22 protein-coding genes are annotated in these 25,693 nt (G+C 45.4%); 16 read left to right on the top strand and 6 right to left on the bottom strand.

Annotated elements, in window-relative coordinates:
- Positions 1-44 precede the first annotated feature (44 nt).
- Genes isdG through MKX30_RS10190 form a run of 4 tightly spaced genes read right to left on the bottom strand, consistent with a single transcriptional unit; the run spans position 45 to position 3,173 of the window.
- Entirely contained in the window at positions 45-395 is a 351-nt protein-coding gene (gene isdG, locus MKX30_RS10205; protein WP_023990297.1) for a heme oxygenase, read from the bottom strand.
- A gap of 1 nt (position 396) precedes the next feature.
- Positions 397-1,188: an ABC transporter ATP-binding protein gene (locus MKX30_RS10200; RefSeq protein ID WP_110455567.1), complete on the bottom strand. Its 792-nt coding sequence runs from the start codon at positions 1,186-1,188 to the stop codon at positions 397-399.
- Entirely contained in the window at positions 1,185-2,183 is a 999-nt protein-coding gene (locus tag MKX30_RS10195) for a FecCD family ABC transporter permease (RefSeq protein ID WP_341062783.1), read from the bottom strand. Before MKX30_RS10195 ends, MKX30_RS10200 begins: the two co-directional genes overlap by 4 nt.
- Positions 2,184-2,192: 9 nt before the next feature.
- Positions 2,193-3,173 (bottom strand): ABC transporter substrate-binding protein, encoded by a 981-nt coding sequence (locus MKX30_RS10190; protein ID WP_341062782.1) that lies wholly within the window; start codon positions 3,171-3,173, stop codon positions 2,193-2,195.
- A gap of 398 nt (positions 3,174-3,571) precedes the next feature.
- On the opposite strand from MKX30_RS10190, the gene isdC reads away from it, so the two are divergent.
- From isdC to MKX30_RS10150, 8 genes are all read left to right on the top strand, one after another.
- Positions 3,572-4,087: a heme uptake protein IsdC gene (isdC, locus tag MKX30_RS10185; RefSeq protein WP_028541839.1), complete on the top strand. Its 516-nt coding sequence runs from the start codon at positions 3,572-3,574 to the stop codon at positions 4,085-4,087.
- Between the two features lie 72 nt (positions 4,088-4,159).
- Positions 4,160-4,627, top strand: a complete 468-nt coding sequence (locus MKX30_RS10180) for an NEAT domain-containing protein (RefSeq protein WP_029519187.1) — start codon at positions 4,160-4,162, stop codon at positions 4,625-4,627.
- Between the two features lie 32 nt (positions 4,628-4,659).
- The gene (locus MKX30_RS10175) at positions 4,660-5,157 is read left to right on the top strand and encodes an NEAT domain-containing protein (RefSeq protein ID WP_053326092.1); all 498 of its coding nucleotides are present in this window, start codon (positions 4,660-4,662) and stop codon (positions 5,155-5,157) included.
- 98 nt (positions 5,158-5,255) lie between these two features.
- The gene (locus MKX30_RS10170; protein WP_341062781.1) at positions 5,256-9,617 is read left to right on the top strand and encodes an NEAT domain-containing protein; all 4,362 of its coding nucleotides are present in this window, start codon (positions 5,256-5,258) and stop codon (positions 9,615-9,617) included.
- A 282-nt stretch (positions 9,618-9,899) separates the two neighbouring features.
- Positions 9,900-10,859, top strand: coding sequence for a heme ABC transporter substrate-binding protein IsdE (gene isdE / locus MKX30_RS10165; protein WP_341062780.1), 960 nt, complete (start codon positions 9,900-9,902; stop codon positions 10,857-10,859).
- Between the two features lie 14 nt (positions 10,860-10,873).
- Positions 10,874-11,857 (top strand): FecCD family ABC transporter permease, encoded by a 984-nt coding sequence (locus tag MKX30_RS10160; protein WP_028541843.1) that lies wholly within the window; start codon positions 10,874-10,876, stop codon positions 11,855-11,857.
- On the top strand, positions 11,847-12,626 hold the full coding sequence (locus tag MKX30_RS10155) for an ABC transporter ATP-binding protein (protein ID WP_023990285.1): 780 nt from the start codon (positions 11,847-11,849) through the stop codon (positions 12,624-12,626). The genes MKX30_RS10160 and MKX30_RS10155 overlap by 11 nt, the downstream gene beginning before the upstream one ends.
- Before the next feature lie 282 nt (positions 12,627-12,908).
- Complete coding sequence (locus MKX30_RS10150) at positions 12,909-14,537, top strand: ABC-F family ATP-binding cassette domain-containing protein (protein WP_023990284.1); 1,629 nt, start codon at positions 12,909-12,911, stop codon at positions 14,535-14,537.
- A 180-nt stretch (positions 14,538-14,717) separates the two neighbouring features.
- Here the strand turns inward: MKX30_RS10150 and MKX30_RS10145 are convergent, their stop codons facing one another.
- Positions 14,718-14,903: a hypothetical protein gene (locus MKX30_RS10145; protein WP_013311941.1), complete on the bottom strand. Its 186-nt coding sequence runs from the start codon at positions 14,901-14,903 to the stop codon at positions 14,718-14,720.
- Positions 14,904-15,313: 410 nt separating this feature from the next.
- On the opposite strand from MKX30_RS10145, the gene MKX30_RS10140 reads away from it, so the two are divergent.
- Together MKX30_RS10140 and MKX30_RS10135 are read left to right on the top strand one after the other, a co-directional pair.
- On the top strand, positions 15,314-16,183 hold the full coding sequence (locus MKX30_RS10140; protein WP_025718735.1) for a cation diffusion facilitator family transporter: 870 nt from the start codon (positions 15,314-15,316) through the stop codon (positions 16,181-16,183).
- Between the two features lie 191 nt (positions 16,184-16,374).
- Positions 16,375-17,541 (top strand): C40 family peptidase, encoded by a 1,167-nt coding sequence (locus MKX30_RS10135; protein ID WP_028541845.1) that lies wholly within the window; start codon positions 16,375-16,377, stop codon positions 17,539-17,541.
- Positions 17,542-17,666: 125 nt separating this feature from the next.
- On the opposite strand, the gene MKX30_RS10130 is transcribed toward MKX30_RS10135, so the two are convergent.
- Positions 17,667-17,834 carry a DUF1328 domain-containing protein gene (locus tag MKX30_RS10130; RefSeq protein WP_023990280.1) on the bottom strand — a complete coding sequence of 56 codons (168 nt, stop codon included), beginning with the start codon at positions 17,832-17,834 and terminating at the stop codon, positions 17,667-17,669.
- A gap of 260 nt (positions 17,835-18,094) precedes the next feature.
- On the opposite strand from MKX30_RS10130, the gene MKX30_RS10125 reads away from it, so the two are divergent.
- The 6 genes from MKX30_RS10125 to MKX30_RS10100 all read left to right on the top strand — a co-directional run bounded on the left by MKX30_RS10125 (position 18,095) and on the right by MKX30_RS10100 (position 25,693).
- The gene (locus tag MKX30_RS10125; RefSeq protein ID WP_013311938.1) at positions 18,095-18,616 is read left to right on the top strand and encodes a DUF948 domain-containing protein; all 522 of its coding nucleotides are present in this window, start codon (positions 18,095-18,097) and stop codon (positions 18,614-18,616) included.
- A 51-nt stretch (positions 18,617-18,667) separates the two neighbouring features.
- Entirely contained in the window at positions 18,668-19,186 is a 519-nt protein-coding gene (locus MKX30_RS10120) for a hypothetical protein (RefSeq protein WP_053326087.1), read from the top strand.
- Between the two features lie 96 nt (positions 19,187-19,282).
- Entirely contained in the window at positions 19,283-19,624 is a 342-nt protein-coding gene (locus tag MKX30_RS10115) for a general stress protein (RefSeq protein ID WP_023990277.1), read from the top strand.
- Between the two features lie 235 nt (positions 19,625-19,859).
- Positions 19,860-21,041, top strand: coding sequence for a PP2C family protein-serine/threonine phosphatase (locus MKX30_RS10110; protein ID WP_023990276.1), 1,182 nt, complete (start codon positions 19,860-19,862; stop codon positions 21,039-21,041).
- Positions 21,025-24,744 carry a response regulator gene (locus MKX30_RS10105; protein WP_339200895.1) on the top strand — a complete coding sequence of 1,240 codons (3,720 nt, stop codon included), beginning with the start codon at positions 21,025-21,027 and terminating at the stop codon, positions 24,742-24,744. The genes MKX30_RS10110 and MKX30_RS10105 overlap by 17 nt, the downstream gene beginning before the upstream one ends.
- 79 nt (positions 24,745-24,823) lie before the next feature.
- On the top strand, positions 24,824-25,693 hold the full coding sequence (locus MKX30_RS10100; protein ID WP_023990274.1) for a CheR family methyltransferase: 870 nt from the start codon (positions 24,824-24,826) through the stop codon (positions 25,691-25,693).

Here is a 25,693-nt window from a genome sequence, read left to right as displayed (position 1 = left end):
TGTCTGCGGAGTCGCTTTTTTTGTTTTTAGGCTGTGATGCAGGATTAAACTGCTTCCGTATCACTCGCCAAAGAGGAATCGCTGTTGGCGATGGGATGACGAACGATTTTAACTTCATAGAACGTGATTTTATTTTCAATAATATAGTCCGGAATTTGACGGTGGCTATGGGATTCGCGGAACGCTTCGCTTTTCGTCCAGCCTTGGAAGTTCTCCTTTTCTTTCCAGCGTGTACTGATCGTTACTTCCTCATAATCCTTCGTGTTTTCAGTCAGCAGCACTTCCAGACCGAGAAAACCTTCCATTTTTTCAACTTTTCCTTCTTTGTTAAATCTTTCGATGAGTAGATGTGCATTGCCCGGTGTGATTTTAGATGTATTTGTAACGATAACCATATTAAATTCCTCCTGAATGATGTGGTATGGTCGGTATAATAACCGGATAGCCATTCTCAAATTTGATGGTAGCGTTCATTTCATAAATGTCGCGAAGAAAAGCAGACGTCAAAATCTCACGGGGTTCGCCGGCAACGGCGATTCGTCCCTTTTTAAGCGCAATCATATGATGACAATAGGCCGCAGCTTGCTGCAAATCATGCAGTACCATAACAATCGTCAAGCCGGACTCGTGATTGATACGCCGCAGCATATCCATAACTTCAAATTGGTGGGCGATATCCAGAAAAGTAGTCGGTTCATCGAGCAAAAGAATATCCGTTTGTTGGGCCAAGGCCATTGCAATTCGTGCTTTTTGTTGTTCACCTCCCGATAGAGTATGGAACATCCGATCTGCATAGGGCTGGATGCCCGTGATCTTCATGACATGGTCCACGATTTGCTGGTCCTGTCCGGTATGGCGTACCCTCAAGCCCTTGGCATGAGGAGATCTTCCGTAAGCGACCAGCTCGCGGACCGTCAATAACGGCAGCATATCCTTCATTTGCGGTAGCATTGTAATCGTCTGGGCAAAATCACGCCGCTTGTATTCCTGCACGGGCTTGCCGAGGACGGAAACCTGACCCTGATCCTGCTTGAGCAGCCGGGTCATGATCCGCAAAAGCGTGGACTTGCCTGAACCGTTCGGTCCGACGATCGCGGTGAGCTGACCAGCGGGCAAGGTGATATTCACATCGTCCAGCTTGAAATACCCACGTTGTATGGAGATATGCTCACCCTGAATGGCTGTCATCCAAAATTCCCCCGTTTCTTGAGCAGGATTAAGAAGAACGGTGCCCCGATGACGGCCAGCAAAATACCTACAGGCAGTTCAATCGGGTCAAACCAGGATCGCGCCACCGTATCTGCGAGAACAACCAGCGTTCCGCCGCCCACAATGGAAAGGGGAAGGAGGAAACGATAATCTTCCCCGATCAGCAGCCGTATGACATGGGGAACGACCAGTCCTACAAAGCCGATCAACCCGGCTACACTGACTGCTGTACCGGCAAGCAGGGCAGAAAGCAGGATAATGAGCATGCGTTGAAGCTCTACTCGCTGGCCCAGCAGCTGTGCTGAATCGTCGCCCAGCAGCAGTAGATTAGCAGGTTTAATCGCAAAGAAAGAGGCGATTAATCCAATGATGGCGTAAGGAGCCATGAACTCTAGATGATGCCAACTTCTTCCGTTTAATCCGCCGGATAGCCAAGGAAGAACGGCCTGTACGCGGTCGCTGTACATGACCATTACGCCGTTGGTGAGTGCGCCCAGCAGCGCGTTGATCGCAACGCCAGCGAGCACAATTTTAACAGGCGATGCCCCTCGGTCCCAAGCCAGCAGATAAATGACGATTGCGCTCAGAAAGGCTCCCAAAAAGGCGGTTATCGGAAGAAGGTAGCTAAGCTGTGGAAGCATCACCATGGTAATGACGGCGGCAAGTCCACCTCCAGCCGATACACCAATAATGCCAGGGTCAGCCAATGGATTTTTCATAACACCTTGAAGAAGTGCTCCGGAAGCTGCAAGACAAGCTCCTACGAGTAAACCTACTAATACTCTGGGTAGCCGGAGATCCATCAGGATCGTGCGATATGTAGAATCATCATTATGTAGCAAAACATGATTAATTTCTTGAAGTGGAATCGACACCGAACCGTAGGCCAGACCGTACACAGAGACGGCCAGCAGTAGAATCGGAAGGGTAATCCAGGCGATGGTGCGTCTTCTGGCGCGCTGTAGTTTGTTCATCTCCATCGCCTATTTCGCCGGATACAGCTTTTGATGCATCAAATCCAGCGCTTTAGTGACACGTGTGCCCGGATTCGTACCGAACAGATCTGAAGGTAAAACCTCGACCTGATTGTTTTTGACTGCTCGGATTCCGTTCCAAGCTGCATTTTCCTGCATTTCCTTTATAAATGCGGCTTTAACATCTTCCGTATTGCCATGGGTCATGATGAAGATGTAGTCAGGGTCAGCCTGTATGATGCGTTCTGTGTTCAGCTGCGCGTATTGTGGGAAATTTTGCAGGCCCGGAAAATCAGCGGCGATGTTGGAGCCACCTGCAGCTTCCAGAATGTTTCCACTCAGTGAATTCGGCAGTGCCGCCATATACGTAGCCGGGGCTCCGTATACTAGCAACACCTTCGGTTTGGAGGCAGAAGCGGTTTCCTTTTGCAGCTTAGCTATTTGTTGGTCAATTTGCTGATTTAGCTTCACGGCCTGAGCCTGCTTTTGCAGTAATTGTCCGAACAGCGTAATTTGCGACTGAATATCGTGAACTGAATTGGCTCCCGTCAGCAGCAGCTGTGAACCGACTCCTTCAATGGCTGGAATGTCTTTTTCATTCATAGGATAATTGCCTAGCACGACATCCGGTTTGAGCATCGTAATTTTCTCCAGATCGACTTCATGAGTGGAGCCTACTTGCTGAACATTCTCAGCAGCAGGTACGACGGCAGTTCCATTGGAGGTGGGCCTGCCTACGGCAGTTCCACCCAATGCGTATATGATATCCAGATCGCCATTGCTGAGCGCAATGATATGTTGTGGGACCTTTTGAAACGCCAACGTCCGTTTTGAAAAATCAGTAACTTGAATCGCCGCACCGCTTGTCGTACCAGAAGTGGCAGATACGGATGCACTGGTTGGTTTGTGATCTGCGGTCGAGGCACCATTACTACATCCCGTAAATGCCAATAAAAGCGCTGCGGACGACCACAACACATAAGATTTCATGTTATTCCTCCTGCAATTTTTGAGTTAAACAATAATGATAATCATTTTCATTTATGTATAAGAGAATGATAATGAATATCACTGGGGATTGTCAATTGAAAAAAACAAATTTTAAATAAATTTTGAACTAAAAATAAAAGGGATATATTCGAATTATAGAAGAAGGAACTACAAATTTTTCTTAAAAAATAGCATATATCAAGGGGTTATGTACATGCAAATACATATTGACATTTTCGAAAAGTGTAAGATATATTGGTGATGGGTTTACTTTATTTTGCGAAATTCTGGAATAGAAAGGTGGGAAGACACGGCTCAAAAAGAGCTATTTTTTTTAATTATCAATTGAGAATGATAATCAATTACTTAAATTCTCGTGGGGAGGGACTGCTGTCATAATGAAGAAGGGGTATTCTGCAATTATTGCTGTGTTTCTGCTGGTGAGTGTGCTGAGCTTTTGGCCAACTTCGTCATCTGTAGTAGCCGCTGCGGCTTCTCCAAAATTGGCGGATGGTACATACACGCTCAAATACAATATCCTCAAGGCAGAAAATGATTCGGTGTCCATGGCTAATGATTATTTTGAAAAACCAGCTAAGTTGTATGTAAAAAAAGGTCAAATGACCATGCAAATTAAGCTGAATCATAGCGAATGGACAACCGGGTTTAAAGTAGATTACAAAGGCAAAATCATCGATACAAAGGTCATCCATAAGGATGCCAAAACCGATACCCGCACCGTACAATTTCCAATTACGAGTGTGAACAGCCCGCTAATCTCTAAAATCCATGTTACTGTCCCTGCGTATAACTACGATCATGATTATACGATCCGCTTCGCTTTTGATTCCAAAAGCGTCAAAAAAATAGCAGCCGTCCAGTCAGCAAAATCAACTAAATCTTCCAAGAAGTAAATTCAAGCCATCTTTATCGTTCATAAAATCAACATAAATTCAAGCATAAAAAATTGAGGAGTGTGTGTAGATATGAATATGGTAATGAATCGCTTTGAGCAATTTTCTTTTAAGAAGGTATTTGTAGCATTGATCATGACAGCGCTTGTTTTTGCACTCGTTGCTCCATTCTCAGCTAAAGCGGCAGCAGCCGACGGCACGTATAACGTAGACTATACTGTTTTGAAGGATCAAACCAATGAAACTTCTCGATTGGATAGCTACCTGACGAAGCCTGCTCAGGTTACGGTAGCTAATGGCAAAAATGTCGTTCGTCTGACTGTGAAAAGCAGCAATCTGATTACAACGTTCAAAGTAGAGCAAAATGGCGTACTGCAAGATGCGACTGTAGTAAGCACAGATACTGCTAGCAACACTCGTGTAGTGGAATTCGAAGTTGCTGATCTGAATGCAAAAGTGAATGCTTACGCTGAAATCACAATTCCAGTAATCGGCTACACAGGCAAGTACGATGTACAACTGCAATTCGACGAAATCTAATCCAAAATAAAACGTAAAAGGAGATTAAAAACATGAACATGATTATGAATCGTATGGAAAAATTGTCTTTGAAAAAAGTAATGCTTACTGTACTGATGGCAGCGCTTGTTTTTGTGGTACTAGCTCCATTTTCTGCCAATAAAGCGAATGCGGCTTTGCCTAATGGAACGTATCAATTGCCTTATACCGTTTATAAAGATGGAACCACTCAGCCATCCTACATGGATACAAATGGTTATGTGAAAAAACCAGCCACACTGATTGTTACGAATGGTCAATATAAAGTGAGAGTAGCTATTACCAAAAGTGCTTGGGTTACTGAATTCAAAACTCAACAAAGCGGTCAGTATGTGAATGCGACTGTAGTAAGCACATCAGGGGATACAAGAATAGTCGAATTCCCTGTAACTAGCCCGTCTCAAAAATTGAACGTTAAACTGCATGTAAGTGTGCCTGCAGAATACACTGGTGGTATTCCGTACGATCACGACTATGTGGTTCAATTCCAATTCGACGACAGCGATATCTAAGACTTCTTTTTGAAAATATAATTTTGAATTGAATACTCATTTGGAGCTTAGTTTCAAAGCTCCAAATGAGTATATTTTAAGTAGGGGGATACATCACCTTGAAAAGCCGATTTAACAAATTTATAACGACATTTGCTGCTGTTTTAATGTTGTTTTCTTTATTTTCACCGTACGTAGGAGCAACACCTGAGGATGAGTTCACTTCGTTGAATTTGCCCGATTTAAGCACTACAGTCACTAGTGCTACTTATGCTACTTATGAGATTCCGGTAGAAGTGCCCAGCACATATGCTGAGCCTACCAATGCTGTGACCACTACTGATGCGACCTATGCAGATGGAGAATACCTGATTGATTACAAACCTTTAAGAAAGACAGTCAGCGGTAGCACTAGGGATTCAAGCTTCAAAACAAACTATACCTATCCTGGAGATTTGATCATTAAGGATGGAAAATACCATTTTTCATTTAAGTTTGCGGAATCTCAAGGTCTTTCGAAATTTTTAGTTGAACAAAACGGGGAAACAGTTCCCGCAAAAATAGAGGTGGATTCTGGGAAAACTTCCGGGACTGTAAGCTTCGATGTTTATGATTTTCATCAAAATGTAAATACGGAGTTTGGATTTAATAGCAGTTCTCCATGGTATGTAGATACCGATCCAGACCGTTCAGTGAAGGAATGGATTGAGTTTGATCCTTCCAGTTTGAGACTTAAAAACTCAACGGAGAATCCAACGGTTCCACCTGTAACACCACCGGTAACGCCTCCTAATACAGGAGAGAAACTCGCTGATTTGGACTTTACCCTTTTGAAAGATGAAAGCAATGAAAAGTCAATGATGGATGGGTATACGGAGAAACCAGGCTCTCTAATTGAGCGTGGTGGTAAACGATATGTCCAATTTACATTAAAGAACAGTAAGCAGATTGATGGTTTCAAGGTAGAGCAAGATGGAGTGTTAACCGACACCTCTGTTGTAAGTGAAGATCAAACTGCGAATACACGAATGATCGAGTTTGAAGTAAAAGATCTGCCTGCCAAGCTCAACGCATGGGTGAGCATCAACTGGCCTGAGCTGGGCTACGTGAATACTTATAATGTAGATCTTCAGCTGGCTTCTGTATCCGTACCATCAGATTTGGCGGATGGAACGTACTCGATTAACTTTAACGCGCTGCATGCCACAAAAGATCAATCGTCAGCCATGGCACAATATCTGTTGTCTCCAGCGACTTTGACGGTATCGAAGGGGCAAAAAGAAGTTTCCTTTACCATTAAAGACAGCACCACAGTAACGGAGTTCAAAACAGAACAAAACGGAACGTTAACAGATGCGGATATTGTAAGTGAGGACAAGACAGCCAATACGCGTGTTGTGAAATTCAAAGTAGCGGATTTGGACGCGATTTTAAATGCACAAGTACATGTGAGCACGACCTATCCAGGTGGGGTTTATGAAATGGATCATAAACTTCGTCTTCAGTTCGATAAAAACAGTATCTCGGGAACGGACAACGGTTCATCTCCAGTAACGTCAAATCTGGACTTCACGCTGTTAAAAGACGGTTCAAGTGAAAAGTCAATGATGGATGGTTATACAGAGAAACCAGGCGCTTTGATTGAACGTAATGGCAAGAAGTATGTACGTTTTACATTGAAAAACAGTAAGCAAATTGATGGCTTTAAGGTAGAACAAAATGGACTATTAACTAATGTTGCTACAGTAAGTGAAGACAAAACTGCGAATACACGAGTTATTGAATTCGAGGTTAAAGAAATACCTGCTAAGTTAAGCGCATGGGTAAGCATCAACTGGCCTGAGCTGGGCTACGTGCATACTTATAATGTAGATCTTCAGCTGGCTTCTGTACCCGCACCATCAGATTTGGCGGATGGAACGTACTCGATTAACTTTAACGCACTGCATGCCACAAAAGATCAATCGTCAGCCATGGCACAATATCTGTTGTCTCCAGCGACTTTGACGGTATCGAAAGGGCAAAAAGAAGTTTCCTTCACCATTAAAGACAGCACCACAGTAACGGAGTTCAAAACAGAACAAAACGGAACGTTAACGGATGCGGATATTGTAAGTGAGGACAAGAATGCTAATACACGTGTTGTGAAATTCAAAGTAGCGGATTTGGACGCTATTTTGAATGCACAAGTACATGTGAGCACGACCTATCCAGGTGGGGTTTATGAGATGGATCATAAACTTCGTCTGCAATTTGATAAGAGTAGCATCACTAATGCAACATCCCCGGTTGATCCTGGGACGCCAGGTACGCCTGGAAAAGTTTTAGCTGATGGAACGTATTCGATCCAGTTCAATGCATTGCACGCAACAAAAGATCAAAAATCGGCAATGGCGCAATATTTATTATCTCCGGCAACACTGACGGTATCAAAAGGCAAGTATGAAGCTTCCTTCACGATCAAAGACAGCGCCACAGTGACGGAGTTCAAAACAGAACAAAACGGAACGTTAACAGATGCAGATATCGTAAGCGTGGACAAGAAAGCGGACACACGTGTTGTGAAATTCAAAGTGGCCGATTTGGACGCTATTATGAATGCACAGGTACATGTGAGCACGACCTATCCAGGTGGGGTTTATGAGATGGATCATAAGCTTCGTCTTCAATTTGACCGCAGCAGCATTGCAGTAAAAGGAACAGACGGCGGCACAACTCCCGTGACTGAAAACGGCAGATACAGCATTGATTTCTCCGTACTCAAAAATGGAAGCAATGAAATATCTGTGATGGATGGCTATATGCAGAAACCAGCCACGCTGTTAAGACAGTCCGGTAAAAATGTGATTCAGATCAAAATGGACAAGAGCAGTTGGATTAAAACGTTCAAAGTAAATGGTGCAGAGGCTCAGGTTGTCGATCAATCGAGCTCCGCAGATACAAGAACAGTACAATTCGAAGTACCCAATCTGTCGGATAAAGTGACAGTAAATACGCATGTCATCGTACCTGGATTGGATTTGGGTGGCATCCCTTATGACCACGTATATGATGTGCAGTATCAATTCGAGCCTGCTACCATTCGCAGCTTTGTCGAGCCTTCCTCTTCGGGTGCAGCTGATCCCATTGTTAAATTGGATTTCGACAAGCTTGCCAATGGTAAATATGCTTTGAAATTCAGTATCGTTTTGTCTGATGGTTCCACAGGAGTGGATTCTCCGGCTCAACGCTTCATCACTGACGAATCGGCGCAATTGGTCGTGGAAGGCGACAAACGGTTTGTAGGTCTGAAGCTGCAAAACAGTAATGAAGTGAAGGCGCTGCGCATTTGGGACAACGCAAGCGGGGACTACCGAGACGCAGAAGTGACACAGGAAGATGCAGCAAGCAATACGAAGCACGTTCGTTTTAGCGTGAATGACTTTAAAAACAATGTAAAAGGCCAACTGGTTGTCTATGAAGCCCCTAAAGTGGCAAGTGCCACTCCGATGGTCTTTAAGACTGAGGATCGGGTAGAGAAGGTATACGATTTTGAATTTAAATTTAACACCAGTGATGTTTCTTACTACAACGAAACTAAAGCAGACGAAGTAGAGCAAGGGAAAAACAACTTAGCGGATGGAGAGTACAGTGCGAACTTCCGTGTGCTGGCGAACGGAACGGACAAGGATTCTCTAGCGGCTCCTTTTGTACAGAGTCTAGCGAAGTTGATTGTGAAAAATGGGAAGGTTCAGGCTCATGTAACCGTTACGGACAACCAGGCTTTGAAGCTGTTCCAAACGGATTTTGAAGGCCGTTATGCCAATCCGACGATTATGGGTTCGGACACCAAAGGTGATACGCACACTATTGCGTTCGAAGTGCCTGATCTGGATAAAAAGTTGAGTGTGTACACACAGGTATATCTGCCTGAGAAATACATTCTAAATGAGAAATTCGGCGGACAGATTCAATTTGACCGTGCATCGCTTAAAGGTGAGGGAGTCAATGCAGCTACAACTGCAACCGCTACTGAACCGACAGCGGCCTCTACGGACAAGGCAGCAGAAACGACCACACCTGTGACAGAAAAAAAACCAGTAGTTGAGCAACTGGCTCAAACGGCTTCCGAGAAGCAATACACGATTAATTACAACGTATTTAAAGAAAAAACGAGTGAAGCTTCCGTTATGGACGGTTATCTCGACAAGCCAGCCACACTGATTGAAAAGGGAGACAAGCGCTATATCCAAGTGACCTTGAAAAATAGCTCTTGGATGCCAGCTCTCCAAGTAGAGCAAAACGGTACCCTGAAAGATGTGGAAGTAATCTCGACATCCGGCGATACACGTGTCGTTCAATTCGAGGTAGGGGACTTGTCTCAGAAAATTGGTGCTTACACACACGTCATTGTGCCTGGTTTGGTTCTTGGCGGAGTGCCGTATGATCACTGGTATACAGTTCAGTTCCAATTTGATGAAGAAAGCCTAAAAGCGAAGTAGCCTCAGGTTGTGATAATCAATGTAGTCTGAATAACAGCAAAGTTTGTATGCGAGCAAGTCTTGGTGCCCCGGCATCAAGACTTGTCAGCATTTACATACCCGAGGAATTTGCAAAAATCCAATAAGCGACTTCTAATGAACAATATGTAGATCGAAATGGTCTAGTTCGTCTATATATTGCACCTTGGAGCGACTGGGATCGAATTTTGCAAAATCCGGATACCCGAAAAGTTGGGGCTCCTACTGTTTTTCTATATTTTGAATTGAGGTGACTGGATTTTCATGAAACGGTATATAGCATTGGCTCAAGGAAAAACATTTGGTTTGTATATGTTAATCGGCATCGTGATCTTGTTGCTGGCTGGATGTTCGGGAGGGGCACAGGCCGGGCAGAACCAGAGCGATGGTTCGAAATCAGCGGCAACATCTAATGCAACCGGAAAGTCGTCTGACGGTAAAGCTCAAGCTCCTCGTATTGTGGCGACTACGGTAGCCATTGCGGAAATCACGGATGCACTGGGCCTGGATTTGGCAGGCAAGCCGACAAGCACGAAAGTGCTGCCTGACCGTTACAAGGATGTGCCTGATGTGGGTAATCCGATGAGTCCTGATATGGAAAAAGTGATGTCATTGAAGCCGACGGACGTACTGTCGGTGACGACACTGAAATATGATCTGGAGCCTAAATTTAAAGATTTGAAAATCAATGCCGAATTTTTAAATTTTGAAAGTCTCGCGAATATGCAAAAAGAAATTCAAAAGCTGGGAGACACGTTTGGCAAAGCCGATAAGGCCAAAGAGATTAATGGAGCTTTGGATGCGAAAGTTGCCCAGATTCAACAAAAGATCAAAGGGAAGAAATCCCCTAAAGTATTGATTTTGCTGGGAGTACCAGGAAGCTATCTGGTGGCTACCGAGCATTCCTATATTGGGGATCTGGTTAAAATTGCAGGCGGAACCAATGTGGTTCAGGGCGAGAAGGTGGAGTTCATTGCCCACAATACCGAAGCCTTGCAGCAATCCAACCCCGATATCATTTTGCGCGCTGCACACGGGATGCCGGATGAAGTAGTGAAAATGTTCGATGAAGAGTTCAAAACTAACGATATCTGGAAGCATTTCAACGCTGTGAAAAATGGGCATGTCTATGATCTGCCTGAACCGTTGTTTGGCACAACAGGGAATTTAGCGGCAAACTCGGCGCTGGATGAGCTGATGAAAATGCTGTATCCTTCGAATTAAAGGAAGCTGATGACATGTCCAAAAAAGTATGGAGCCTTATTGTTGTAATTGTCTTGCTCGTCGGCGTCATGCTGTATTCAGCGATGACAGGCAGTCTCAAGGTGGATTTGAGTCAGTTGATGACCGGATTGTGGACAGGTACAGATGATCAGGTGAATGTGGTCAAGGACCTGAGACTACCGAGAATTTTCGTGTCCGTGATGGCAGGTGCAGCACTTGCAGTAGCGGGTGTTTTGCTGCAAGCCGTCATGAAAAACCCACTGGCGGATGCAGGGGTTATCGGCATTTCTTCGGGAGCGGCATTGATCTCGCTGATTGCGGTGACGGTCTTTCCTGCGCTTTATTTCTGGATGCCGTTCTTTTCATTTATTGGCGGTGCGTTAGCCTGTCTAATGGTTTATGGTTTTTCATGGAAATCTGGCTTGCATCCGATTCGTCTCATTCTGATCGGGGTGGCTGTGAACGCCATTTTTTCCGGCCTAGGTCAGTCGTTTAACTATCGAGGCAGTTATGCAGTCACTAGCATTAATCAGGTTACCACTTCAACCTTGTCTATGAAAAAATGGGTAGATGTCGAGGTTATTGTGACCTATGGCGGGATTGGGCTAATTTTAGCCATGCTCGTGTTCTCTTGGTGCAATTTCTTGTCCCTTCAAGATAAAACAGCTAAAAATCTGGGATTCAATGTAACGCGTGCACGACTTTTGATTTCTGTGATTGCAGTGCTGCTTGCAGCAACGGCTACAGCCATCGCGGGAGTGATTGCCTTTATCGGTCTGCTCGTTCCGCATTGTGCCCGCTACCTAGTTGGCTCGGATCATAAGTGGTTGATTCCATTTTCCGCCTTATGCGGCGGCTTGCTGCTGCTGCTCGCGGATACACTGGGGCGGACAGTGCTTGCTCCCAATGAAATCCCGGCTTCTATTATTATGGCCGTCATTGGCGGGCCGTTCCTGATATTCCTGATCAGAAAGGCGGATCGCACCTATGGACATTAAGGATATAACCTTCTCTTATGATCGGAAAACAGATCGTCTGCATGCTATTAATGCTGTTATTGAGTCGGGACGGATCACTACCATTATCGGTCCCAACGGATGCGGCAAATCAACGCTGCTCAGCGTGATGTCCAACAATGCTGTTCCCCGCTTGGGCCAAGTGATTCTGGACGGCAAGGAGATAGCCCACTACAAGCCCAAGGAGCTGGCCCGTCAACTGGCGGTAGTCCATCAGCAGAACGAGGCACCTTCCGACTTGACTGTAGAAAAGCTCGTAAGCTTCGGCAGGTTGCCGCATAAGAACATGTTCACAGCGAGGCGTGACGAGGATGAGGAGGCGATTGAGTGGGCAATAGCCTGCACTAACCTGAACGAACGTAGAACTCGCACATTGGATCAGCTCTCAGGAGGAGAACGGCAGCGTGTATGGATTGCAATGGCCTTGGCACAGCGGACGCCAATTTTATTTTTGGATGAGCCGACCACCTATTTGGATATGTACTACCAGCTTGAAATTTTAGAGCTCATTCGGCAGTTAAACCAGGAACATGGACTGACAATCGTGATGGTGCTGCATGATATCAATCAGGCTATTCGGTATAGCGATGTGATGATTGCCATGAAGGAAGGGCGTATTATAGCGAACGGCCCACCTACAGAGGTCGTTACATCTGAACTGATCCAGACGGTCTATGACGTGGAGGTCGTAATCAAACAGGATGATGAAGTCGGCATGTACCTCATTCCGTTAGGTGTCGGGGTTTCCTGACAATTACAAGCGCATGGAACATCAATGCCGCGACTGAATAACGCGTCTGTCCTAACGGCATCTCAACGAATTTAGAACATGAAAATGGTTCTGGTCCATGTGTTTGTCAGGCGACAATGGTGGAGACAGAAGCATTTTTTATTTTATTTATAAGATATTGGATGAGATTCAGGGGCGGTTATGCTTATACTACGGTTCGAATCCGATCTTTTGTGTGTTATACTATTGCCGTCGGTAATTTTGTGTTTAGCACTTTACTAATGATAAGGATGGTATGCTTATATGATCAGTACAAGCGGCGTAACGCTTCGTTATGGTAAACGCCCACTTTTTGAAGACGTAAATATCAAATTTACTCCTGGGAACTGCTACGGCCTGATTGGGGCGAATGGCGCAGGTAAATCCACCTTTTTGAAAATTCTTTCCGGTGAAATTGAAGCCAATTCTGGCGAGGTTCACATGACACCGGGTGAACGGATGGCAGTCCTCAAGCAGAACCATTATGAATACGATGAATTCCCGGTTCTGGAAACCGTTATTATGGGCCACACGCGTCTGTATGAAATCATGAAGGAAAAGGATGCGCTGTATGCCAAAACGGAATTTACCGAAGCGGACGGTCTACGTGCCGGTGAGCTTGAAGGTGAATTTGCGGAGCTGAACGGATGGGATGCCGAGCCGGATGCAGCTTCCTTGCTGATCGGTCTTGGTATTCCCCGTGATCTGCATGACAAGAACATGTCTGAGCTGAGTGGTAATGACAAGGTACGTGTTCTCCTGGCTCAAGCGTTGTTTGGTCGTCCGAACAATTTGCTGCTCGATGAGCCTACCAACCATTTGGACCTGGAATCCATTCAATGGCTGGAAAATTTCTTGATGGACTATGAAGGCACCGTCATTGTCGTATCCCATGATCGTCACTTCCTGAACAAGGTATGTACGCATATTGCGGATATTGATTTTGGCAAAATCCAGATGTACGTCGGCAACTACGACTTCTGGTATGAGTCCAGCCAGCTTGCGCTTGCCTTGACTCGTGATGCCAACAAGAAAAAGGAAGAGAAGATCAAGGAACTGCAAGCCTTTATTCAGCGCTTTTCTGCGAATGCTTCCAAGTCCAAACAGGCTACTTCACGTAAAAAACAACTGGATAAAATTACGTTGGATGACATCCGTCCATCGAACCGTAAATATCCTTTCCTGAACTTCAAGCCTGAACGCGAAGCAGGCAAACAACTCCTGACAGTAGACCGCCTCAGTAAAACTGTTGAAGGCGAGCAAGTGCTGAATGAGTTCAGTCTGGTTGTGAACAAAGGCGATAAAATCGCGTTTGTTGGCCCGAACGGCATGCCTAAATCGACGCTCTTCCAGGTGTTGATGAACGAGATCGAAGCGGATAGCGGAGAATTCTCTTGGGGGATTACAACTAGCCAGGCTTATTTCCCGAAAGATAATTCCACCTATTTTGAAGGTGTGGATATGAATCTTGTGGAGTGGCTGCGTCAATATTCCAAGGATCAGGACGAAACGTTCCTGCGCGGCTTCTTGGGACGTATGCTTTTCTCTGGAGAAGAAGCGCTTAAGAAAGCAAGTGTGCTGTCCGGGGGCGAAAAGGTTCGCTGTATGCTGGCGAAAATGATGCTGAACGGTGCCAATGTGCTGTTGCTGGAAGAACCGACCAATCACTTGGATCTGGAATCCATTACAGCGCTGAACAATGGTCTGATTGATTTTGACGGTACTATATTGTTCACATCCCATGACCACCAGTTTATTCAAACGATCGCGAATCGAATCGTGGAAATTACACCAAACGGCGTAATCGACCGTACGATGAGCTATGATGAATACTTGGAAAATGAAGAAATCACAAAATTGCGTGAACGTATGTATCCGGTAGAAATCGGCTAAAATCCAAACCGGCTAACTTCAACAACTAGATAAACGAAAGAGGAGCTCCTTAGGCCATTTAGATGGCGGGGAGACTCCTCTTTTTCGTTTTTGTGTCATGCCCATAGCTTACTCGGTTCCGAAGTGAGGTAAGATAGACCTCGTCCGATTTTGCGTACAATATATATACTATGGGGTGGCTTATGATCCGCCTGTACGACGGCGTTGGTTGTTCGGCTTCTTCGTATTTTGGCTTTTCAGTGTTTTGGCGGAACCGCCTTGAAAGCCGCCCTGCTGTGAAGCGCCGGACTGCTGTTTTTTTTGTGCCAGCTTTTCCCGAATGGCATCTGCGAGATTAACTTTACGTGGTTCATTGGCATCGCTCATGAATAAATTCCTCCTGTTGCCGCCAGATTCATGTCAATCATGCTGGATTGAATAAAAACGCGGCTGTGTCCTCATTTTATACGTTTTTAAAAGAAGGGACAAGGGCAACAATGATAACACACATCTGGGGTGGGGTGGAAGAGAAAACCTCTGTTTTTTGCGTGAAGGAAAAAATGTTTTGTATAACCTACAGGAATGGGGCCTGGCAATACTTTTTCGTTGTTACTACAGCGATGCAGAGCGGAAAGACTGTTTCTCTAGACCCACACAAAGTTCGTCTGCTATCCTGAAAATAACAGTTAACCAAAGAAAATTGATATTATTCAGGGCAGCAACGCTGCTATTTTTATTTTTGGGCCCGGTGAGATCGTTCTGCTGGGAACTATATATTTGAAGGAGTGTCCTACGTTGTGGTAAATGTCTATGAAGAGATACGAAAAGGTGAGCGTGGGGCGTGGGTGAGCATTGCTGCTTATCTCTTGCTGTCCGCCTTTAAGCTGATTAGCGGATATATATTTGCTTCTAGCGCGTTGCGGGCGGATGGCTTCAATAATGTCACCGATATTGTAGTGTCGGTTGCTGTACTGATTGGACTGAGAATTTCCCAAAAGCCACCGGACTCTGACCATGCCTATGGACATTTTCGGGCAGAAACGATCGCGGCGCTGCTGGCGTCCTTTATTATGGCTGTCGTCGGTTTGCAGGTGCTTATTGATGGGATCGGGAGCATTTTCAAGGGCGGAAAGCAAATACCGGATATCACCTCCGCGGGTGTAGCTGTGATTTGTGCAGTGATTATGCTGGGAGTGTACCTTTACAATAACAGACTGGCACGGCAAATTAACAATAAGGCTTTGCTGGCAGCGGCCAAGGATAATCTATCGGATGCACTTGTCAGTGTTGGGGCAGCAGTTGGCATTATCGGCGCACAGTTCGGCCTACCCTGGCTGGATACTGTAGCTGCGATCGCGGTAGGATTCATCATTTGTAAAACAGCGTGGGATATTTTTAAGGATTCCACGCACAGCTTGACCGATGGATTTGATGAGCAAGAGCTGTCTGACTTACGGAGTACGATTGCCTGTATACCTGGAGTAGAGGGGATTCGGGACGTTAAGGCACGTGTACACGGCAATCATGCGTTGGTGGATGTGGTCATTGAGGTCAATCCACAACTCAGCCTGATTGAAGGGCATCGAATCAGCGACCGGATTGAGGAACGTCTGCAAGAGGTTCATAATACGATGCATGTCCATGTCCATGTAGAACCCAAATTATAGATTAATTATTGAATAGTTAGCGTTAAAAGTGACTTTAGACCTATATGCAAAAGGCGTATACGCTTCCTTTTGTGACGTTTGGATTATATCTCTCTTCCTGCTGCTTTTACTATAATGAAGGCATGTCCGGCTATATTCGTCGGAATTGGATTTGCTCTTCAAATTCGTAAAAACAGCCAGGAGGTGCAACATTGAGAAGACGCGTGATGGGAATGCTCATGACGTCAGCCGCGCTGTTGGCAGCAATTCATGTGGCGCCGGGTCAGGTTGACGCAGCGGCATCAACAGCATCCACAGGACAGAAGGCAGTTATTCAGGCGGCTGTAAAGCTTAGATCCGGTCCTTCGACTACAGGGGATGTAGTCAGCTTTATGAAGCAGGGAGAGGCCGTAACGGTATTGGAGAAAACAAACAGCTATTGGTATAAGATCAAGACTTCTGATGGAGTAACCGGATATACTAGCAGCTCCGACAAGTACATAAAAGTTGGCGCTACCAGCGTCGCTGCTGCTGTCACTTCATCTGCCAGCCGTAAACCGGAAGCCGCAGAGTCAGTTAAAAATGTTTCAGCTAAAGAGGCTGTAGCCTCAGTGAATAGTTCTGCCGGTCAAACGAAAGCCACGATTCAAACGTCCGTTCGTTTGCGGGCGGAGGCATCCACTTCTTCCGAGGTTTTGGGCTATTTGAATGCAGGGGATGTCGTTACGATTACTGATCCAAGTAATGCCTATTGGTTCAAGGTTACCAATGCTGATGGTACGGTGGGCTATGTCAGCTCGTCTCCACAGTATATTCGTATTGGTGAGGGCGTTGTTGTGCAGCAGCCTGTGGCTGCTCCGGTGACAACCACTCCTGATACTACCGCAATACCTGTGACAGCATCTCCTGCGTCAACTACGAACATGTTTTCCGGTGATGCAGCGGCTGCAATAGAGCAGGTTATTAATACGGGGATGACTTATCTCGGAACTCCATATGAATATGGTTCGGATCGTAACAGTACGGCTACTTTTGATTGCTCGGCATTTACCCGTCAAATTTTCCGTCAGGCTGTAGGTATCCAGCTTCCGGCAGATTCCCGTTCACAGGGTGAGTGGATCAAGCAAAACAGTCAGCCGAATATGGACATGACTACGCTGAAGCGTGGCGATTTACTCTTCTTTACAAATTATAATGCATCTTCCGGGGCGTACACGTCCTTAGATAATTCCTCTCAAACGATTACACACGTAGCTGTATATTTGGGAGACAACAAGCTTCTCCATACGTTTTCTGTAGCGGGTGGCGGTGTAAAAGTTACGGATTTCAGCAAGCCTTGGCAGGACCGTTTCCTGTTTGGGGGCAGCGTGATTCAATAAAAGCGCCGTTAACCGTAAAAAAGCTGCATCAAAAAAGGATGTTCCACAGCCCTGTTGACCAGGGGGGGAACATCCTTTTTTTATAAACATTAGAATATTGCTTTTGTACAGCTAGCATCCGATAACTATGAAACCCGTCTTCTTCCGGTAAAGAGTGAAATGACGAACAACACCAGAAATATCACAAATAATATTTTAGCGATTGTAGCAGCTATGGACACGACGATACCAAAAAAACCTAAGATTCCGGCGATCACAGCAAAAATTAAGAATAAAGCGGACCATTTTAGCATGTTCTGTATCCTCCTTTAATTGTATATAATGTGGCATACTCACGCCCCGATAGAGCGTGGTTGCAGATGACGGTGACTTCTATAGATTACTCGTGGCTGTGCCATCGTTATATGTTGTTTTAAACGGTGCGAGAGTCCGTGAATCATAACGTTTGGAGCGGAGAAGAAGCCAGCCTGGACGTTGTTTCGTGTCTGAATCTAAAGGGTAACTATGCAGTAATCATAAACATCATCGTGAAAGACGAAAGAGAGGTTACGCCATGTTAACACAGGTCAGCATTTTTATTATTGCTATCGCATTTGCAGTTCTCGTTATTTTCCTCATTAAAACGTTGAAAGCAGCACAAGGCTCACTGGATAAGGTGACTCAAACCTTACAGGATGTGCAAAAAACGGTAGATGAACTGAGTTATGAAGTAAAACAAACGGTTCGACATGCGAATGACATCACCGCAGATGTTGATCATAAATTGAAGCAAGTGGAGCCAGTGATGGAATCGGTTAGAAACTTGGGGGAGGTACTCAGCGAAGTGACGCTGGCTGCCAAGCAGGCTTCAACAGCGTTAATGACACGGTTTCAGAAATCGCATAGCGCTGCGAGTAATACTTCCAGAACGGATAATGCGATTAAGGCAACGACACCGAATAGACCTTTGACCGCAACGGAGCGGACGGTTCAGAGCTACAATGCGACTTATGAGGAGCCTGCGGCCAAGCCGGGTAAAAACTGGTTGGGTTATGTAGACATCGCTGCTGGGGTGTGGCAGAAAATGCGTCAGTAGCATAGTGGCTGAACCGTAAACTACAGGAAATTCATTGAAAGGGTGAGATTTATGATGAAGACGTTATTACTAGCTGCTGGTTTGCTCACTCCCTTTTCCGGACAGGATACGGTTCAGCAAACCGTTTCCCCGCAAACAGCGGGGCATATGGTTAGGACTGTGCAGACGATACCCGCTCCACATGCTGTACCAGCAGATTTTCATACCTTAAATGGCATATCTTTGGATGATACACGTGCCGATGTATTGAAAAAGCTGGGCAAGCCACTACGAGTCAAAAAGGATATGCTGCTGCTTTCTACAGAATACCAATATCCAGATGTTGTAGTTGGTATGCGTGATGACGTCGTTTCTTATGTGCATGTAGACCCTGCTGCCGGTCGAATCAAGGTAAATGATGAGTGGCTGCCGCTGCAACGGAAAACGCTGGATCAGGCGCTGGGTGGCTCGCAATTCACGGCGGAAGACGGAGAGGTCTATGTACGCGGACAACGTGCAATCAAAGTGTTTATGGATGAGACGTCTGATAAACCTAAGTATGTCGAGTTTTTTGATGAAACGGAATGGTAATTGATTTTTCCGAGGCGTGACATAACATGGAAGTTTCAAATGGATGTGTGAAGTGTAATAGTCAGAGAAGTCAATCCTTAAAGGAGCGTGAGAAACATGAATCAGACCAATCATAAATCTTATGCCAAAGTGGTAGATAACGGTGTACAAGCCGTTGAAGCAGTAAATGAGTTGCGTAACACGGGCTATCGTTATGAGGATGTGTTCGTGCTCGCTCATGATCAGGATCGGACAGATCGTATTGCCGATACAGTGGATGCCAAGGAAATCGGGATTAAGGAAGAGGGCGTTTTCGACTCATTAGCCAACTTGTTCCGTTCCCGCGGCGATGAGCTTCGCGCTAAAATTACTTCCTTGGGATTTACAGATACCGAAGCTGACTTTTATGAAAAAGAACTGGATCAGGGTAAAGTGCTGGTCATTGCTAAAAAAGCGTGATATTGCTGTTCACCATAAAAGCAGAGTGGCATTAGATTCGAAAAAGAGGATGTTGACCGCAGCACAAGTGTTTCGCGGGTCCTCCAAAAACATAGATAAGGAATGGGGTTCCAGCCTCATTCCTTATCTATGTTTTTGGAATGCCTTCTTACGGAAACACTACTTCTATTGAACAAGGGTGTTGCCGTTTAAGCAGGTATAGTATAATACATGAGTTACAGATAAGGAGAGGCCAATGAGAATTCTAATTGTTGACGATAACCCGACGAATGTCATTATTATTCGTGAAATACTGAAAAAAGAAAATTATCGGGATGTGATCTCTGCTAGCTCGGCCGCAGAAATGTTGGAGCATCTGGGAATCGGCGATCGTACCATTAGTCTTCGACCCCGTCCTTCAGATATTGATTTGGTGCTGCTGGACATGATGATGCCTGAAATGGACGGCATTGAAGCTTGCAGTATTGTGCAGGAATATGAGCATTTAAAAGATATCCCGATTATTATGGTAACGGCAGTAGGCGATTCCAAAAAATTGGCCGAAGCTCTGGATGTGGGAGCCGTCGATTATGTCACAAAGCCGATCAACAAGGTAGAGCTAATGGCGCGAATCCGGTCTGCTTTGCGTCTCAAACAGGAGAAGGACTGGCATAAGGATCGGGATCAGCGAATTCAGGATGAGTTGAAGCTGGCCGCGATGGTGCAGCAGGCGGTGCTTAGTCCTGCCATTCAGGACCCGGTACTGCAAGTGAATGCGCTCTATCAGCCTTCCTTTGAACTGGCAGGGGATTTATATTCATGGTATCCGTTAGGGGAGGGGCGATATGCCATCATTTTGCTTGATATGATGGGGCATGGCATTTCTTCCTCGCTGTTCTGCATGTTTATTGCGTCTGTACTTAAGGATACGGTGACCACATATGTGGAGCCTGAGAAAGTCATACAAGAGCTAAATCGTCGTTTTAATCAACTGGATCTGGGCAAGCAGCTGGTTCAGTATTATTTTACGGCGATTTATATGGTGATTGATACCCGTTCACGGCGAATTGACTATGTAAATGCGGGACATCCTCCCGGTTTGCTGTTCAACCAGGATGGCAGCATTACCAAATTTGACCGTGCATGTAGCCCGGTTGGTTTGTTTGATAAGATTGATGCAGAAATGCACACGATTCATTATGAAGGAACTGGACATATCGCTTTGTATACGGATGGCTTGCTGGAAGCGGTGGAAGGTGAATATGAGGAGCAGTTGGAGTATCTGACTGAGTGCCTACGTAAGTATGAGGATTGGAATGAAGAAGCGATGCTGGATGCATTTTTTCGTAATGAGGCGCCACAGGATCGCGATGATGATAAGTGCCTGATCTGGATTTCATTGAAAGAGGGAGAGAGCTTGCATGAAAATCAGAAATAAACTGCTGATCGGCTTTGGATCGCTTATGGCGATCCTCCTTGTGCTGACGCTAATCAGCTATGACCGTATGGGGAGCCTGAATGAGCAGCTGAATCAGGTTTACCAGGACCGATATGTGAAGGTCCGGAAAACAACGGCTATTCGCGGTCAGGTGAATGATATGGCCAAAGTTATGGCCAACCTGATTTTGAATCCGGGCTCCTCCGTCGGCGAGGCCAAACGTGAGCTCGATGATATTTCCGCTACTGGAACGAAAGTGCTGGCAAGTCTGCAAACAAACTCAGGCACCAGTGAAGAGCAGCAGCAGGTTGATCGGGTAGCCGTCGCCTGGAATGAATTTCTAAGTTACGAACAAAGGTTAGTTTCCTTGCTGGGACAAGATCGCATTGATGAGGCTAACGCTTTCCGCAATAGTACTGGTTTGCCTGCTCAAGAGGAGGCAATGGACAGCATTAATGCCCTTGCCGTTTTTCAGGATCGGGAGATTGATAACGACATGAAGCAAGCCAATCAGGCCTATGAGGAATCTGTACAGATTACCACAATTCTGATGGCCGCCGGTCTGATCATGGGCTTACTGGTTATTTTGTGGGTGCTCCCAAGCATTGCCAAAGGTCTAAATATCGTTAGTCTCATGATTAATGGTTTTGGCAAGGGAAAGTACAGGGCCATCAGCCGAATGAGTGTTGCCTCCAAAGATGAAATCGGTGAGGTCGCTCGTGTATTTCAACAAATGGCCGGGGACTTGGAAGAAAAGCGGAAATTCGAGCATTCTGTCCTTCAAACGCAGAAGGATCAAACTTGGCTTAATGCCAATACTGCTCGGGTGACTGAGCTGTTCCGTGGTGTGAATTCACTGGAGCAGGTTGCTCAGATGTTCATTAGTGAGTTTACGCCCATCTTGGGAGGCAGCTATGGAGCTATCTATTTGCAAGGAAAAGATGTAGAAGACAACCGTTTTAAGTTATACGGCTCCTATGCAAAGGTGACTGGCGAAAATTCGATTAGGGACGTTATCCATGTGGGCGAAGGGTTGCTCGGACAATGTGTTCTGGATCGTAAGCCGATCTTGATTACAGAGGCTCCTGACGGATATTTGTCCATAGGCTCTGCCTTAGGAGAAAGTAAGCCAGTGGGAATTATGATTTTCCCTATTTTGTTCGAGGATGAGTGCATCGGTGCTATAGAAATAGCGTCACTGGATCGCTTCAGTGATCTGGAAACGAAGCTATTTGCTCAATTAGTAGAGAGCTTGGGGATCATTCTGAACAATATCAAGGGACGGATGCGTGTAGAGCAATTGCTGCGCGAATCCCAGGCACTTACTGAGGAATTGCAATGCCAGTCCGAGGAGCTGCAAACTCAGCAAGAGGAACTCAAGCGCTCCAACGAAAATTTGGAGGAGCAAACAGAGGAGCTCAAGCGTTCAGAGGAATTGTTACAGCGTCAACAGGAAGAATTGGAGCATTTTAATACTGAACTGATTGCCAAAACTAGAGCGCTGGAAGAACAAGTTCGAGAAGTGGAAGAAAAGAACGATGAGATTGAACATGCACGAGCTCAGTTGGAGCAACAGGCCATGCAGCTAGGAATCACAAGCAAATACAAATCTGAGTTTTTGGCCAATATGTCTCATGAGCTGCGTACTCCGCTAAATAGCTTGCTTATTCTTTCTCAGCTCTTGTCTGAGAACAAGGAAGGCAATCTCAAGCCAAAGCAGGTGGAATATGCACAAACCATTTATATGTCAGGCGCGGACTTGTTGAAAATGATTGATGAAATTCTGGATTTATCCAAAGTGGACGCTGGAAAAATGGATATTAACCATGAAGCGGTCCATTTGAAGGAACTGGAACTGTTTGTGGAGCAGAATTTTGCTCCGGTCGCAGCCAAACGTGAGCTTCAACTGCATACCGAAATCGAAGAGAACTTGCCAGATGCCATTATCAGTGACGGTTATCGTCTCAAACAAATTTTACGTAATTTGCTGTCTAATGCCTTCAAGTTCACCACGGAAGGTTCTATTCGTTTCATTGTATCTCGGGCAAACGGAGAGCAGCTTCCTGGTCTGCTAAATCCACGAAGATCCTATCTGGCTCTATCTGTGCGTGATACGGGCATTGGGATTGCTTCCGATAAAACGGATCTGATCTTCGAAGCCTTCCAGCAGGTAGACGGTACAACCAGCCGGAAATATGGGGGGACAGGACTAGGTCTGTCGATCAGCCGCGAGCTTTCCAGATTGTTGGGCGGCGTTATTACGGTGGAATCCGAGCAGGGACAGGGCAGTTGTTTTACATTGTATTTGCCGGAACAAACGCCAACGGCTGAGGATATGGAGTCTCATTCGAGAGAGGAATTTAACGGTGCGGATGTGAATTCGGGTTTTGAGAGTGTCGCAGCCTCGGTAGAAACGGACCTTCCCATGATTATGCCTGCTAAACGGTTGCCATTATATCAGATGCCTTCGAAAAACAAAGCGGAGGACATTATACATCCGGGGGACGACCGAAACGAGATTACCTCGCAGGATAAAGTGCTGTTGATTATTGAGGATGATATTAATTTTGCTAATATTTTGTACGATATGGCCCGTAGCCGGGGCTTTAAGGCACTGATCGCTCTCCAAGGAGACGATGGGCTCAACATGGCTCAATCTTATTTGCCGGACGCTATTATACTAGATATTCAATTACCTGTGATGGATGGCTGGTCCATTTTGGGCGAGCTGAAAGGAAATTCATCGACACGTCATATTCCAGTGCATGTTATTTCGGTCATAGATGATGTGAAGCAGGGCTTAATGATGGGCGCGATTGCCTATCTCAAAAAGCCTTCCTCGAAGGAAAGTCTGGATAAGGCATTTTCACATATAAAATCGTATACGGACCAAATGGTCAAACGTCTCCTTGTGGTTGAAGATGATGATAATCAGCGTAAATCCATTATTGAGCTGATCGATCATGATGATGTTGCCATTACGGCGGTATCGACAGGTCAGGAAGCACTGAATGAGCTGGCTATCCAGCGGTATGACTGCATGGTACTGGATCTGATGCTGAGCGACATGACTGGTTTTGAACTGCTGGATCGTATTCGAGAGAACGAGCAGCTAACTGATCTGCCGATCATTATTTATACAGGCAAAGATCTGGATAGCAAAGAAGAAACGCAACTTCGCAAATATGCAGAGTCTATTATTATTAAGGATGTTAAATCGCCGGAACGGCTTTTAGACGAAACAACGTTGTTCTTGCATCGTGTAGAGGCGAATCTTCCTGAGGATAAACGCAAAATTTTGCAGAAGCTATACAACAAGGAAGAACTGTTTGAAGATAAAAAAATATTGTTGGTAGACGATGATATTCGCAATGTATTTGCTCTGTCCAGCGTGCTGGAAAGCTATCGTATGGAGGTTACCTTTGCGGAAAATGGAAGAGAAGCACTGGAACTGCTGGAACAGACACCTGATTTTGATCTGGTTCTGATGGATATGATGATGCCGGAAATGGATGGATATGAAGCGATGCGACGTATCCGGCTAATGCCACAATTCGAGAAGTTGCCTATTATTGCCCTGACAGCCAAGGCCATGAAGGATGATCGTTCCAAGTGTATTGAGGCAGGCGCTTCCGATTATGTAAAAAAACCGATTCAAACCGAACAGCTTTTATCATTAATGCGGGTGTGGTTGTATTCGTAACCCAAAAAATTGGGTAATATAAATCGACACATGATTGGAGCGGCACAGGCAAAACCTATTTAGGAATTGGAGAGAGATTATGACATCTAAGGATATGGCGGATAATGCTGCTAATGAAGTGAAATCGAATGATACTGAGCGGGAATTGATTGAGATTGAGCTGTTGCTGGAAGGTATACATCGGCTGTACGGCTACGATTTTCGTAACTACGCTCTGCCATCGATTAAGCGGCGTGTTTATTATCATGCGCAGTCCGAGAATGTAAGCACGATATCAGGACTTCAGGAGAAGGTGCTGCATGATCGCAGCGCCTTCGATAGACTGGTGCAAAGCCTTTCCATTCCGGTGACCGAGATGTTCCGTGACCCGGAGCTGTTTCTGAATTTTAGGCAGAAAATCATTCCTATTTTGCGAACGTATCCGTACATTCGAATATGGCATGCAGGTTGCTCCACAGGTGAGGAAGTATATTCTATGGCGATCTTGCTGCATGAAGAAGGCTTATATGATAAGGCCCGCATTTATGCGACGGATATGAATAACCTGTCTTTACAGCAGGCGAAGGAAGGCGTATACGGGATCGACAGAATGAAGCTGTATACCAAAAATTATTTGGAGTCCGGGGGCACGCAATCGTTCTCTGAATATTATACAGCCAAGTATGATTCAGTGATGTTTCATCCTTTTTTACGGAAAAATATTATTTTTGCGGAGCACAACTTAGCGACTGACCGGTCCTTTAACGAGTTCAATGTTATTTTTTGCCGGAATGTCATGATCTATTTTAACGACGAACTTCGCAACCACGTGCATGGGTTGTTTTATGATAGCTTGAGTCATTTTGGTGTGTTGGTGCTTGGGGCCAAGGAATCCATACATTTTACCGATTATAGTGATTCCTACGAGCCGCTGGACCGGATAGAAAAAATTTACCGGAAGATTAAATAG

The sequence above is a fragment of the Paenibacillus sp. FSL P2-0173 genome (assembly GCF_038008045.1).
GTDB classification, from domain to species: Bacteria; Bacillota; Bacilli; order Paenibacillales; family Paenibacillaceae; genus Paenibacillus; species Paenibacillus polymyxa_B.
Note: the sequence above shows the minus strand (reverse complement) of the source record. Positions and strands in the feature narration are given on the sequence as shown.

Bases quoted from the DNA above. Each gene is read 5' to 3' on its own strand.
- isdG (WP_023990297.1), bottom strand. From the start codon at position 395: ATGGTTATCGTTACAAATACATCTAAAATCACACCGGGCAATGCACAT.
- MKX30_RS10200 (WP_110455567.1), bottom strand. From the start codon at position 1,188: ATGACAGCCATTCAGGGTGAGCATATCTCCATACAACGTGGGTATTTC.
- MKX30_RS10195 (WP_341062783.1), bottom strand. From the start codon at position 2,183: ATGAACAAACTACAGCGCGCCAGAAGACGCACCATCGCCTGGATTACC.
- MKX30_RS10190 (WP_341062782.1), bottom strand. From the start codon at position 3,173: ATGAAATCTTATGTGTTGTGGTCGTCCGCAGCGCTTTTATTGGCATTT.
- isdC (WP_028541839.1), top strand. From the start codon at position 3,572: ATGAAGAAGGGGTATTCTGCAATTATTGCTGTGTTTCTGCTGGTGAGT.
- MKX30_RS10180 (WP_029519187.1), top strand. From the start codon at position 4,160: ATGAATATGGTAATGAATCGCTTTGAGCAATTTTCTTTTAAGAAGGTA.
- MKX30_RS10175 (WP_053326092.1), top strand. From the start codon at position 4,660: ATGAACATGATTATGAATCGTATGGAAAAATTGTCTTTGAAAAAAGTA.
- isdE (WP_341062780.1), top strand. From the start codon at position 9,900: ATGAAACGGTATATAGCATTGGCTCAAGGAAAAACATTTGGTTTGTAT.
- MKX30_RS10160 (WP_028541843.1), top strand. From the start codon at position 10,874: ATGTCCAAAAAAGTATGGAGCCTTATTGTTGTAATTGTCTTGCTCGTC.
- MKX30_RS10155 (WP_023990285.1), top strand. From the start codon at position 11,847: ATGGACATTAAGGATATAACCTTCTCTTATGATCGGAAAACAGATCGT.
- MKX30_RS10150 (WP_023990284.1), top strand. From the start codon at position 12,909: ATGATCAGTACAAGCGGCGTAACGCTTCGTTATGGTAAACGCCCACTT.
- MKX30_RS10145 (WP_013311941.1), bottom strand. From the start codon at position 14,903: ATGAGCGATGCCAATGAACCACGTAAAGTTAATCTCGCAGATGCCATT.
- MKX30_RS10130 (WP_023990280.1), bottom strand. From the start codon at position 17,834: ATGCTAAAATGGTCCGCTTTATTCTTAATTTTTGCTGTGATCGCCGGA.
- MKX30_RS10125 (WP_013311938.1), top strand. From the start codon at position 18,095: ATGTTAACACAGGTCAGCATTTTTATTATTGCTATCGCATTTGCAGTT.
- MKX30_RS10120 (WP_053326087.1), top strand. From the start codon at position 18,668: ATGATGAAGACGTTATTACTAGCTGCTGGTTTGCTCACTCCCTTTTCC.
- MKX30_RS10115 (WP_023990277.1), top strand. From the start codon at position 19,283: ATGAATCAGACCAATCATAAATCTTATGCCAAAGTGGTAGATAACGGT.
- MKX30_RS10110 (WP_023990276.1), top strand. From the start codon at position 19,860: ATGAGAATTCTAATTGTTGACGATAACCCGACGAATGTCATTATTATT.
- MKX30_RS10105 (WP_339200895.1), top strand. From the start codon at position 21,025: ATGAAAATCAGAAATAAACTGCTGATCGGCTTTGGATCGCTTATGGCG.
- MKX30_RS10100 (WP_023990274.1), top strand. From the start codon at position 24,824: ATGACATCTAAGGATATGGCGGATAATGCTGCTAATGAAGTGAAATCG.